Raw genomic sequence first — 13,161 nt, forward strand, 5'->3', positions numbered from 1 at the left:
GGAGGAATTCAACAAAGCCATTTATCGATAAACAAGACTTCAATATCAAACCGATTGGCATTTTGTTGAATTATCGCCCTTCGTGTGCCTTGCCGATGAGTGAAAACGAATATCTGACCCGTAAATCGAGAATCGATCCGAAGTTACGGGCGGCTGGCTGGGATGTCGTTCCCTACAGAGAAGGCAGTTCGCTCAGTGTATACGAACGGTGTGCTATCGAGGAGTATCCGACCGAGAACGGCCCTGCCGACTATGCCCTCTGTGTCAACGGAGAAATCCTGGGGATTGTCGAGGCGAAGAAAGTCTCGCTGGGGCCGCAGAGTGTTCTTGTGCAGGCGGAGCGGTATGCACGCGGGATCACCGATACTCCATTCAACTGTGACGGCATCCGCGTCCCGTTCCTCTACGCAACCAACGGCGAGGTGATCTGGTATCGTGATGCGCGGCATCCGCGGAACCGTTCGCGTGAGATTGTGGGATTCCATTCGCCGGATGCTGTGCTGGAACGCCTGCAGAGCGATCTCGATCGAGAGTGTTTGCAGTTCTCCACGGTCCCGGATAACCCCCGGATGCGCCCCTATCAGCGCGAAGCCTGCAACGCTATCGGGAACGCGATCACAGAGCGCCATCGAGCGATGCTGGTTGCAATGGCGACCGGGACGGGCAAGACGTTCACAATGGTCAACCTCATCTACCGCCTGATGAAAGCGGGTGTGGCAAAGCGTGTCCTCTTCCTCGTCGACCGGCGGGCTCTCGCGGCGCAGGCGGTGCGTGCATTCGCCTCGTTCGATACCGAGCAGGGGTTGAAGTTTGACAAGACCTACGAGGTCTATAGCCAGCAGTTCCACCGCGGCGACCTGGACGACGACGATCCCTTCGATATCACGGTGCTGCCGAACGCCTACCTCACCGATCCGCAGCCCGGACATGCCTTTGTGTATGTCTCGACCATCCAGCGGATGACCATCAACCTCTTCGGCAAGGCTGCCGCCTTCCCCTGCACGGAGGAGGCGGAGGAAGACGCCGAGAAGATGGATATCCCGGTCCACGCCTTCGATCTCATCATTGCAGATGAGTGCCACCGCGGGTATACCTCGCAGGAGATGTCGATCTGGCGCAGCACGCTCGACCACTTCGACGCGATAAAGATCGGGCTCACCGCGACGCCCGCCTCGCATACGATGGCCTACTTCAAGCACAAGGTCTACGAGTATCCCTACGAGCGGGCTGTCGGGGAAGGCTACCTGGTCGATTACGATCTCGTTGCTATCGAGTCCAGCGTCCGGATGCAGGGGATCTTCCTGAAAGAGGGCGAGACCGTCGATCTCGTCGACCCCGAGACCGGACAGAAGACGCTCGATATCCTAGAAGACGAGCGTGAATACCCCTCGGAACAGATCGAGCGGAGTATCACATCGATCGACTCGAACCATAAGATCCTCGAAGAGATCAAGCGATACGCTGATGAGCACGAGGAGCGCTACGGTCGCTTCCCGAAGACCCTGATCTTCGCCGTCCAGGACATCCCGCATACATCCCACGCGGATCAACTGGTCGATGCCGCCCGCGAGGTCTTCGGGAGAGAGGATGCGTTCGTCCAGAAGATCACCGGCAAGGTCGACCGCCCCCTGCAGAGAATAAGGGAGTTTCGGAACCGGAAACTACCGGGAATCGTCGTCAGCGTCGATCTCCTTTCGACCGGCGTGGATATCCCCGACCTCGAATACATCGTCTTCCTCCGGCCGGTGAAGTCCCGTATTCTCTTTGAGCAGATGATGGGAAGGGGGACGCGCAAAGGGGAGCATCACCCGGACAAATCGCACTTTACCGTCTTCGACTGTTTCGGCGGGACGTTGATCGAGTACTTCCGGCAGGCCACCGGCATCACGGCCGAGCCGCCGCAAAGGGAGGCAAAACCGATCGCGAAGATCATCGACGATATCTGGAACAACCGGGACCGCGCCTACAACCTCCGCGTGCTCGTCAAGCGCCTGAACCGGATCGACAAGGAGATGTCGGGCGAGGCGCGGGACCTCTTCCGGAAGTTCGTCGATAGAGGGGACTTGAAGCAGTTTGCCGTCTCCCTGCAGCGGCGGCTGGAGGAGGACTTCACCGGGACGATGGAGATCCTCCGGGACCCTGACTTCCAGAACCTCCTGGTGAACTATCCCCGGCCTCCCCGGACATTCCTTATCGACTACCACACGCAGGACGAGGTGGCATCGACCTGGGTGGTGCGCGACTCGGCCGGGCAGGAGTACAAACCGGCGGACTACCTCACCCTCTTTGCCCGGTTCGTCCAGGAGAACCCCGAGAAGATCGAGGCCATCCAGATCCTCCTCGACCGCCCGCAGGAGTGGAGTACGGACGCACTTGCTGAACTGAAGCAGAAACTCACGGCGACCCCGCAACGGTTTACCATCGAGAACCTGCAGCGGGCGCACCAGGTGCATTACCAGAAGGCGCTCGTCGACATCATCTCGATGGTGAAGCACGCTGCCCGCGAGGACGAGGAATTGCTCACCGCAGAAGAACGGATTGATCGGGCGTTTACGGCGATACTGGATGGAAAAACTTTCACCGCAGAGCAGGCCGCATGGCTGGATCGTATCCGCGCTCATTTAACCCTTAACCTCTCAATAGATGAGGAAGACTTTGAGATCATCCCTGTCTTTGCCGATCATGGCGGCTGGGGACGGGCAAACCGTGTTTTTGAGAACCGGCTCTCAAGACTTCTTCAGGAACTGAATGAGGCTATTGCGGCATGAGTGACGTCGTACAAAAACTCTGGGGATTCTGCCATACGCTGAGGCACGAAGGGATCGATTATGGCGACTACATCGAGCAGATCACCTACCTGCTCTTTCTCAAGATGGCCGACGAGCGCGGCGTTGACCTCCCGGAAGGCTGCGACTGGACCGCGCTCAAAGAACTGTCCGGGACCGACCTCACCGAAGGCTACGCCGACCTGCTCCGCACCCTCGGCAAGGCCGATGGGCTGCTCGGGGACATCTTTGCCGGTGCGCTCTCCCGCTTCCACAACCCGGTGAACCTCAAGAAACTGATTGGCGTGATCGACGAGACCGAGTGGACCGGGCTCGACGTCGACGTGAAGGCCGCCGCGTTCGAGGGGCTGCTTGAGAAGGCCGCGAGCGAGGGGAAGAAAGGTGCCGGGCAGTACTTCACCCCGCGTATCCTCATTCAGACGATCGTGCGGTGCATGAAACCTGATCCCCGCAGGGCTCGCGAGTTCACCATCACCGATCCCGCCTGCGGGACAGGTGGGTTCCTGGTCTGTGCCTACGAGTGGCTGAAGGCGGTGACCGGCGGCGGGGCGTTCGACCGGGATCTTGCGCCGCGTATCAGGAAGGGCACCTACTTCGGGCAGGAGCTCGTCGAGAGGCCGCGGCGGCTGGCGCTGATGAACCTCTACCTGCACGGCATCGAGCCGGAGATCAAACTGGGCGACTCGATCTACGAGGTGCCCGACTCCCGCCGGTACGACGTGGTGCTGACCAATCCCCCCTTCGGAACCAAAGGCGCGAACCAGTCTCCGCACCGGGAGGACTTCGTGGTGGAGACGAGCAACAAGCAGCTCAACTTCATCCAGCACGTGATGACGATCTTGAAACCCGGCGGCCGTGCGGCGGTCGTGGTGCCGGACAACGTCCTCTTCGCCGACGCGGCGGGCGAGGTCTTCAAGGTGATCTGTGAGGACAACGATCTGCATACGGTCCTCCGGCTGCCGGATGGGACGTTCACCCCTTACTCGCCGGGGACGAAGACGAACGTGATCTTCTTCACGAAGGGTATCCCGACCGACCACACCTGGGTCTACGACGGACGGACGAACGTGCCGGGGATCACCAAGAAGGACCGCCCGCTCACGAAGGAGCACTTCGCCGAGTTCGAGCGCTGCTACGGGCCCGACCCGAACGGGAGAGCGCCCCGCCGGCCGGAGGACTCGGCGGAGGACCGCTGGCGGTCGTTCCATATCACGGAACTGGAGGAGCGGGACTACAAGATCGACTCGCTGAAGTGGCTGCGGGACGAGTCCCTCTCGGACGGCGACGATCTGCCGGCCCCGGAGGAACTGGTCGCGGAGGCGATCGATGAGCTGGAGGCCGCGGTGGAGGAACTGCAGGCGATCCTTGAGATGATGGGGAACGGGTATGCAGCAGAAGAGTGAGGTGCCGGAGGGGTGGGCCTGTTGCAAGATGGGCGAAATCTCCCAGATAATTGGTGGAGGCACTCCAACATCATCCGACCAAACAAATTTTGAGGATAATGGGTTTCCTTGGCTGACTCCTGCGGATTTGAGTGGTTTTAGTGGCAAGTATATTGAACGAGGTTCTCGTTCACTCAGTGAGAAAGGGTTAAAGACCAGTTCGGCAAAGGCGATGCCTGCTGGCACTGTTTTGATGTCAAGTCGTGCTCCTATCGGATATCTAGCAATAGCAGCAAACCCAATTTGCACGAATCAGGGGTTTAAAAGTTTTATTTTAAAAGGTGGGATATTTTCAGATTATATCTTCTATTGGCTGAAGTATTCGATGGATGTCATCGAATCGATGGCAAGCGGTACAACATTCAAAGAAATCTCAGGTTCGCGTGCAAAAGAAATTCCGGTACTTGTGCCTCCTCTCCCGGAGCAGCATCGCATCGCCGCCGCCATCGAGACGCTGTTTGCACGGCTGGACGCCGCGAACGCCCGTCTTGAGCGCGTGCCGGGCATCCTCAAGCAGTTCCGGCAGTCGATATTTATTGCGGCGTTTTCAGGGCAGCTGACAAGGGACTATGAACCAGAATGCCTTGACAATCAAGTAAGTAACAAGCAGCAAGATCAGACGAAAGAGATCGAGGTGCAAGAGCCACTTAAGCTATATCCTCTCCCCAGTAACTGGTCTTGGAGCACCGTTGCAGAAATTGCCTCTCGACTGCAATATGGGGCGTCGGTAAAAGCTGATGCCGGAGCTAATGAGGGCATCCCGATATTGAGAATGGGGAATATTCGGGATAATAAGATCGATATAACTGAACTAAAATATGTGAATCCGGGTAAGAATGATTATTCTTCCTTCTATCTCCAAAAAGGAGACATTTTATTCAACCGGACAAATAGTCCTGAACTCGTAGGTAAAAGTGCAGTATTTGATCTCGATTTGAATGCTCTATTTGCGTCATATATAATTAGAATTCAAACCGATCCGGCCCTTATATCGAATAAATACCTCTGTCTATGGATTAACAGCCCTTGGGGGCGGTGGTGGGCTCGGACCGTAAGAACAGATGGCGTAAGTCAGTCAAATATTAGTGCAACGAAAGTGAAGTCGATGCCAATTCCCCTCCCCCCACTCCCAGAACAGCATGAAATCGTCCGTCGCGTCGATGCCCTCTTCGCCCTCGCCGATAAGATCGAGGCCGAAGTCGCCGCGGCACGCGCAAAGACCGAAACGATGCGGCAGTCCATCCTCGCCCAGGCATTCTCTGGCCGGCTGGTTCCCACTGAGGCAGAGCTCGCCCGGCGGGAGGGACGCGAGTACGAGCCGGCATCGGTGCTGCTTGAGCGGATACGGTCGGGGGAGAGAGCGAAGAAAGCGGGAAAAGAATCTCAGTCCACGTTGACATGAAGGCGCCGGGATCTTCGGGAAGGAGATCTTCGACCTCGGAGAGCGGGAGGGAGATCGGTTCCCGCCGGCCACCGGGGTACAGCGCCACCTCGATCAGCCTTTTTGGCATCCTCGCCGGAGCGGTCACGCTGCATCCCGCCCGGCGCTCATCCTCAATTGGTTTTCTTATCTATCGTATCGTTCATTCATCGTTCATTCATCGTTCATGTATCCACGCCAGGTTGGGCATCTACCTTGTTTTCGGCCTGGATCAGCCGCTTATTCGCCGGAGCGCTCTGGAAATGCCTCCAATTCATCGTGGCCTCTCCCGCAGGACATATCGTGTATTCCTCCTCGACGTGCCCACCTGCTCCAGGATACCGCGGTCAACCAGGCCCTTGAGATCCCTGAAAGCCGTCGGTGCCGAGACGCCGGTGAGTGATTGATAGGCACCGCTCGTGATACTCCCCTCGGCCTTGATCCGCTCCACCGCAAGGATCTGCCGTTCACTCAGTTCCATCTTCTGAAGATAACTCGCGCTCAGCGTATCCATCCGCATCGTCAGGGTGAACCCGAGCGAGGTGCTCGCGAAGGCGGGAACCGGCATACCGGCATCGCGGAAGGCCGTGATGATCCGCTCAACCCCTGACCCGTAGCGTTCGACAAGCCCGGCACGGTAGAAGATATCAGCAACCTTCGGGTTGCGGTGATAGGAGTAGTGCTCCTGTATGATCATCTCAACGGTGACACCTTCGGGTAGATGGCCGGGATTGTGAAAGCGGATATGGTCGTCAAAGATCTTGACCTGCGTCTGGATCGTGTTGTTGAAGTAATCGCGGTGGATAAGCGCGTTGAGAAGCGCCTCCCGGATCGCCAAAAGTGGGTAGTCCCAGATCTCTCTCCTCTGGAAGGACTCTCGCATCGCCTCCTCTGAGATGTCGTACCTGACGCCGAGATACTGCTTGATAATCCGCTCGCCCTCCTCGAACTGCTGGAAGAGATTGCCCCCGATCTCGTGGTCGCCGATGATGATATCCGCCCGCTTGAACCGCCCGATCCGGAGGATGCAGTTCAAGAAATACCGCTGCGGGTTCTTGCCGAAGAGGGCGATGGCGCCGTTGCTGATCCCTCCGTCCCTGGCAAGCCCGAGTCGAGAGAGCACTGTCTCTACTGATTCGGCCGGATCGACAGAAGTGAGTCGGCCCGTCGCATTTGCCCGTGCAAGGAAACGCCGCACCGTCTCTTCGTCGATCTCATCGAACGAGTACGGCCCGGTGACGCTGTCCCACTCAATGCTCTGCTGGAAGTACTCCCTGAGCTCGTCGGCGAGCATTTCGCGGGTTGTATCGCCGACACGGGTGTAGTACCGCCCGTCAAAGGCGACCGGAACGCGGCTCCGCTCGACAGTGACGATGACGATGGACTTCCCCTCGATCTCATGGATATCGATGACCGGATGAACGCCGAGCCGGGTGGTTATGCTGTCCGCGAGTTTCTTAACAGCGTTATTCCTCAGGTCGAGCCCGATGACGGCATGGTCATGGTCCCGGATTCCGATGACGGCGGCACCACCGGCGGTGTTGGCGAAGGCGGACAGGAGCCGGTAAAGGCTTGCGCTCACATCTTCCTTGAAGTCGATTCTGCCGCCCTTCAAAGCGGGTGAGCAGGGAGTATAGGTCATCCACGAATATCTCTCCTGATATCCTCCCTTTGTAGCATGGCGGAACACCTCTCCGGTTGTACGTTCTTCTGCATGTCTGATCGGGTAAAGGGCAAAGTTGCCGAATTTCCTCCAGGGTGAACGGCAGAGCAATGATAACTCTATTTTTCTGCTGAAAATTTCTTTGTTTGCGGGATGGGATTATGATTTCGGTTTTACGGTCCTGCTAAACGAGGAGATTCAGGAAATAGAGGGATATACCTCAAAAGTCCCTATGGTGGTGCACGCCACCGTTGACTGTCCATCGTTCACCTCACCCCCTCCCCCACCGTGGCGATACCCGGTGGAAAGCCGTGCCGGCGTTTGACCTCAGGCGAACGTGCAGGAGTGCTCAGAAGTATGGGGGATATTCTACAAAAGGAATGGGCCTGCCCGGATTCGAACCGGGGATCTTCGCCGTGTAAGGGCGACGTCATGACCGGCTAGACCACAAGCCCCGTGGATGCCTTATAGTGTTTTGCACCGTGACGGATAAACGTGTTGCCTGTCCCGGATTTCAGGGACATTGCCTGCGTGCTCTCCGGCCCCCCACCGCCCGCGCTTCGCGCTCCTCGCTCGCACCTGACGGTGCTCAAACTCCTTCCCCAAAGGGGAAGTCGTTCCGCCCCCCCAGGGGGGCGGGCAGTGCGCAGCAGGATGCTCCTTGAGCACCGTCCTTCGAGCATCGTCAGATGCGCAGTCCCATGGGAAGCCGTATGCGAATCCTTGGTGTTCCGACAAGGAACCGCTCGCAGGATGTCCCGATAGAGGTGCCCCTCTGGAGAGAGTTGAGAAAACGTGCCAACAGGGCCTAAAAAAAGAGTTAGATAAACCCGAAGGACTTCAGCGTCACTTCGGGGTTGACGGCTCCCACGTGGTAGACCTTGCCCTCGGAGAGCTCGTTGATGACCACCTCGGCCGGGGAGAAGAGCGAGGTGTCGATCTGGTAGAAGTCGAAGTTGGCTTCCTTGAAGATCTCGTAGAACGGTTTTCCGTATCCCTTGGACTTGTTGCTCGGGATCCTGTCCAGGTAGTCCTTGATCTCCGGGGCGTTCATCGTCAGCATGATGCTGCCGTGGTAGATCGTCGCGTCGTTGGTGCTGCCCATCGCCTTCGTGCCGTCCTTCTTGACGGGGGCGATCGGGGCGTGGCCGATGCCTGCGCTGATCTTCCTGGTGTCGAACCCGAGCTCGTTCAGCTTGTAGACCGCGGTCTCGACGCAGCGGCCGGCGACCTGGATCGAGCCGACGAGGGAGGCCGTGGGGGCGACGACCGCGCAGGTGTTCGCCACGTCCACGTTGCAGGCCTCGGCGATGTTCTCCATCACCGCGGCGTTCGGGAGGTGGTCGCTCTCGAGGCAGATGACCGCGTAATCGAACTCATCCTCGTAGTCGATGACCTCGTAGGTGTGCTTGGGCTTTAAGGAGAGCGCCCGTGCGGGACCGCTGCCCATGGCGAAGTACTTGTTGACGTTGACCGTCCAGCCCGCCTTCTGGGCGCCGAGGCATGCAATGGACGGGAAGTCGGTGCTGACCTCGATGAACGGGATCGGGATGTCCCTGATCCGGCCCATGGTGATGTCTACCTCGCCGAGCCCGCCCATGCAGATCTCGGTGAAGCGTCTTCCCGTCAGGTACCCGCCGGTCGTGCTGACGCCGCAGTCGACGATGCGTGCGCCGTTGTCGAGCTCGTGCGGGACGGCATGAAACTCCTCGGCGTATTCGAAGAGCTCCTCAAAAATATCCAGTGCCAGTTCGTTCACGCTGAGCATGTGGAAAACCTCATCAGAATACAAACGGTGGGGGAACAGATAAGGATTATCAAATCGATTGCTCGTGCCCCAGGTGCTCCAGCACGCGTCCGGGGTCGTAGCGGAGACTGATCAGCCTCGTCCGCCCCCTTCCCTGGCGGTAGTGGAGGTTCAAGAGCCGCATCGAATCAAACTTCTGGATCATCTCGTAGAACTTGGTGTAGCTGACCCCCACCTGCTCTTTGACGAAACGGTAGACGTCGCCGGCGTTCATCTCCTTATCGTCGCTGGCCGACATCTCCGCGATCCCGGCCAGCACCTCCCGCTCCTCGGCCTTGAGCGCCCTAAGCGAGAACGCAAGGTGGAGGTACCGGGAGACCTCGTACGCCTTGCAGACGTCATCTCGCTCGACGGACCGGCGTGCCTCCCGCTCGGCGTTCAGGGCCGCACGCTTCAGGAGGTCGATACCGACGCGGAGATCACCGCTCTTCATCGTCTGCTCCACCACGAGGTCCAGCATCTCGGTTTTGATGACGTTCGGGTAGAGGCCCTGCAGGACGCGCTCCTCGAGGATGCCGTGAACCTCCTCCTCCGAGTAGGGAGGGAAGTAGATCTCGGTGGGCCGGAAGACCGATGCCACCCGGGCGTCGACCTCGCTCTGCAGTGTGACGGACATATCGCTGACGATGGCAATCACGCCGGTCCGGACGCCCGGATAGGCCTCGTGCGAGCGCAGCAATGGATAGAGCACCTGATTGATCTCGTTCTCGTAGAGGAGGTAGTTTGCGTCGTCGAGCGCCACAAGGAGCACCTGCTCCTCCCGCTGCAGGAACCGGGCTATGGCGTCGAAGACCTGCTTGAACGACGTGCCCGACGCCGGCGGCGGGTGCCCGGTGACGCGGCGGTAGATCTGGGAGAAGATGGCGAACCTGGTGTTGTCGATCTGGCAGTTGATGTAGACGGGGACGAGTTTCTTCGTGGCCTCCTCGACATCGGCGAGGATTTTCCTGACGCTCGTCGTCTTCCCCGTCCCCGGGAGGCCCCGGCAGATGGTGTTGAGAGGCCTTGCTCCCCGCATGCCCGGCCTGACCTGGAACGCGAGTTCCCGGATCTGGGCGTCACGGTGGTCGAACTGCTCGGGGACGTAATCGATCTCGAAGACTTCGGGATCCCGAAAGAGCGTCTCGTCCCACATGAGCAGGTTCTTCTTCATTACACAATCCTCGGATACGGTAGTATTTATATCCTCCAGGTTGTTGTTTCCTCATCGCGCGGACCCTGCAGGATTTACGGCTGTTCCATGCACTTCTTGCAGAGAGTCTTGTTCATGAAGAGCTGGGAGAGCTTTGCCTGTGACTTCGTCACCTCTGCTCCACACATCTCGCAGACACCCTCCGCAGGAGCGGCGGACGGCTTTTCCGTGGCGGGTTCCGGGGCAGCCTCCGGCTGTGCCGGGGTCTTCTCCTCCGGTTTTGCGGGCGGTTGGGGGATCCGGGGCGGCTCCGGGTGTTCCGGGGCCGGTGGAATTGCCGCTTCGATGACCTCGGGTGGAGGGCAGGCCTTCTTCTCTGCCTCCTCCCGGGGCGCCGGTTCCGCCACCGGTGGCGCCGGCTCGGGAGCCTTCTCCTCCCGGGCGGGTGCCTGCGGAGCTGCAGGCCTGGCCGCGAGAACCCGCCGCCGGTACGCATCCACGCGCTCGGCCGTCGCCTGATCGCCGCGCCCGAGCCGGGAAAGGATCCCGTCGAGGAACGTGATAAGGTCGTCCACATCCTCGTGGGTCTCTGCATCCCCCTCGACCTCGAGGCGGAGGTTTTCGTAGTTCTCGAGGTTGATGGTGATCCCGATGGTGACTTCCTTCTTGCTGGACATATATTCAGGTAAATATTGTATTCCATTATATACAATTCCACCGGCGACCCGCAACACACCGCTATTCGGCCGGTCCGGCCATCTTTCCCCGCTCCCTGCATCGGAAACGGTCCGGGCCGCCGGATGCCGGTACGGTAGAAACGGGGGTTTATCCCGCGTATCCGGGCCGGTTCCCGTGCCGTTTGCTGCCCGATTTTTTTGAAATTCGGAGTCTCGCGGATATATGGCTGTTTCCTCTCCCATTGATTTTTATATTCCCATAACTATACGGGGGGTGAGGTTCCCGACAGATATGCCCGAGGAGCGTGATGATTACCCGCCTGCATGAAAAACCGGCAGACCCGCCCCGGACACGCCCTCCCGGAACGGAACTGGCGGTCGGCGTGATTATCACCCTCCTGCTGGTCCAGGGCGTTGCTGCAGCACCGGTGGCGGCGCTCGTTGTGGCGGCAGGCGACAGCAGCCCTGCGGCGAAGGCACAGGCGGACTACGCCTGTGACGGCCTCGACGACCAGGTGGAGATCCAGGCGGCGCTCGCGGCACTGCCGGACGGTGGTACGGTTGTTCTCTCCGAAGGCACGTTCAACTGTTCGGGAAGCATCGTTCCCGCCGCCGGGACAACGGTCAAAGGCCAGGGGCCGGAAAAAACCTCGCTCGAGTTCAGCCGGAACGGAATACTCAACGTCTCGGAGGAGCGCGTGACCCTGGACGGGTTCCGTATCGCGGGGTCCGGCTACGTGAATGCAAGTACGGATACGGTCCTCGATCTCGGCCAGTGGCTTGGGGTGCTCACCGTCTATGCGAGCCACGCGAAGATTCACAACGTCACGGGAACTGGGGATGCGAGCATCCAGGCGGTCTTTCTCCTGCTTCATAACCCGAACGTCTACGCCCCCGTCCTCGAAGACGTCGAGTTCGTCGACTGCCGGGCCGTGGACACCGGAACCTACGGGTTCCTCCACAACGCCTGGGGGTCGGAGAACACGACGATCAAAAACATCAGCTACGAGAACTGCGCCGCGATCAACTGCGGCAGGAACGGGGCGTTCAACCCCTGGGTGACCGGGTTCGACTTTGCGGAGTTAAACGACATCGAAGGCCTCCGGGTGACGGACTGCCTCGCCGAAGGCTCTCTCGAGTCCGGGTTCCACTTCGAATGGAGCCCCGAGAAGCGGGACTGCGTCTTTGTCAACTGCACGAGCAGGAACAACGGGCAGAAACCCGGTCCCGACGACTACCTGCTGGGCGACCCGGACTTCTTCGGGGCGGGTTTCTACCTCCCGGGAGGGCAGGTATCCCTGGTAAACTGCCGGGCCGAGGGGAACGGTGCGTTCGGGTTCTTTATCATCAACCCCGACGGCATGCTCCTCTACAACTGTACCGAGAGCGGAACCGGGCGCGATTCGGTCATCGCAAAACCCATCTCCTACTGTATCCTCCAGTCCCTGCCGGTATCGAGGAGCCCGTCCCTCGTGATGGATCACTGCCGGAGCCTCGATTCGAACGGCTGGGCCCTCTTCGTCTGCGGCACGGACAACGCGCTCATCAGGGACTTCACTATGGCCAATCCGGCGGGTATCGACGGTATCGGGGCGATACTCGGGTGCCCCTCCGGCGAACTCCCCGTGAACTCGACGATCGATGCGGGCGTCTCCAACTCGATCATCGACCTTGCCGCATCGGGAGACCGGCCGCAGACGCTGGTGTACATCGTGAACAACAGGAACGTCACGTATTCCGGGAGGGTCGCCTCCGATGCCGCCCGGCCGGTGGTGGTCGAGTGGACCCTCGCGGGGGGCGCGGACCTGACCGATCTGGAGGTGCTGCCGGCCGGCAGCATGGCATAAGGGTCCGGGGAACCCGGTTCCTTAAGGCAGCACGTACGGAAGTTCAACCTTTCCGGGGCCGGAAACCCTGCCGTTGTCTCCCCCGGCTTTCGAGCCGGACCCTTCGGTGGCAGCGGGTCGGGTAAATCCTTAAATGGTACTTCTGCGCCATAGGGGTATGAACCGGGCAGAAGGCTTTGCGGGCTCTCTCGATCCCGTGTCCTGACGGTCCCATGCAATACCCTGGCGACGTCGAAGAAGTAACGGACAGGTCATAGTCCCATGTCGGCAAGACTACATCTGGGGGCCAGAGGCAGACGCATCCTCATCGCCGTCGCGATCATACTGACGGTGATCGGCGCCGTCGTGCTGGTCATCCACTTTTACCCGCCGGTCCCGGTGCCCCCG

At 59.5% G+C, this 13,161-nt stretch carries 8 protein-coding genes and 1 tRNA gene; 4 read left to right on the forward strand and 5 right to left on the reverse strand.

What is annotated here, in order from left to right:
- Positions 1 to 95 precede the first annotated feature (95 nt).
- Genes BRA62_RS04155 through BRA62_RS04165 form a run of 3 tightly spaced genes read left to right on the forward strand, consistent with a single transcriptional unit; the run spans position 96 to position 5,630 of the window.
- Complete coding sequence (locus tag BRA62_RS04155; protein ID WP_292365047.1) at positions 96 to 2,768, forward strand: type I restriction-modification enzyme R subunit C-terminal domain-containing protein; 2,673 nt, start codon at positions 96 to 98, stop codon at positions 2,766 to 2,768.
- Positions 2,765 to 4,189 (forward strand): HsdM family class I SAM-dependent methyltransferase, encoded by a 1,425-nt coding sequence (locus BRA62_RS04160; RefSeq protein WP_292365048.1) that lies wholly within the window; start codon positions 2,765 to 2,767, stop codon positions 4,187 to 4,189. The genes BRA62_RS04155 and BRA62_RS04160 overlap by 4 nt, the downstream gene beginning before the upstream one ends.
- Complete coding sequence (locus BRA62_RS04165) at positions 4,173 to 5,630, forward strand: restriction endonuclease subunit S (protein ID WP_292365050.1); 1,458 nt, start codon at positions 4,173 to 4,175, stop codon at positions 5,628 to 5,630. The genes BRA62_RS04160 and BRA62_RS04165 overlap by 17 nt, the downstream gene beginning before the upstream one ends.
- Positions 5,631 to 5,922: 292 nt before the next feature.
- Here the strand turns inward: BRA62_RS04165 and BRA62_RS04170 are convergent, their stop codons facing one another.
- The 5 genes from BRA62_RS04170 to BRA62_RS04190 form a co-directional block, all read right to left on the reverse strand.
- The gene (locus BRA62_RS04170) at positions 5,923 to 7,290 is read right to left on the reverse strand and encodes an ATP-binding protein (RefSeq protein ID WP_292365051.1); all 1,368 of its coding nucleotides are present in this window, start codon (positions 7,288 to 7,290) and stop codon (positions 5,923 to 5,925) included.
- 402 nt (positions 7,291 to 7,692) lie between these two features.
- Positions 7,693 to 7,766: transfer RNA gene (locus BRA62_RS04175), tRNA-Val, on the reverse strand.
- A gap of 365 nt (positions 7,767 to 8,131) precedes the next feature.
- Positions 8,132 to 9,079 (reverse strand): methenyltetrahydromethanopterin cyclohydrolase, encoded by a 948-nt coding sequence (gene mch / locus BRA62_RS04180; RefSeq protein ID WP_292365052.1) that lies wholly within the window; start codon positions 9,077 to 9,079, stop codon positions 8,132 to 8,134.
- A 49-nt stretch (positions 9,080 to 9,128) separates the two neighbouring features.
- The gene (locus BRA62_RS04185) at positions 9,129 to 10,271 is read right to left on the reverse strand and encodes an ORC1-type DNA replication protein (RefSeq protein ID WP_292365053.1); all 1,143 of its coding nucleotides are present in this window, start codon (positions 10,269 to 10,271) and stop codon (positions 9,129 to 9,131) included.
- Positions 10,272 to 10,345: 74 nt separating this feature from the next.
- Positions 10,346 to 10,927 carry a hypothetical protein gene (locus BRA62_RS04190; protein WP_292365055.1) on the reverse strand — a complete coding sequence of 194 codons (582 nt, stop codon included), beginning with the start codon at positions 10,925 to 10,927 and terminating at the stop codon, positions 10,346 to 10,348.
- A gap of 308 nt (positions 10,928 to 11,235) precedes the next feature.
- Here BRA62_RS04190 and BRA62_RS04195 point away from each other — a divergent pair, with 308 nt between their 5' ends.
- On the forward strand, positions 11,236 to 12,774 hold the full coding sequence (locus tag BRA62_RS04195) for a glycosyl hydrolase family 28-related protein (RefSeq protein ID WP_292365056.1): 1,539 nt from the start codon (positions 11,236 to 11,238) through the stop codon (positions 12,772 to 12,774).
- Positions 12,775 to 13,161: the final 387 nt, after the last annotated feature.

This window comes from Methanoculleus sp. UBA208 (assembly GCF_002498065.1).
In the GTDB taxonomy this organism is placed as follows: Archaea; Halobacteriota; Methanomicrobia; order Methanomicrobiales; family Methanoculleaceae; genus Methanoculleus.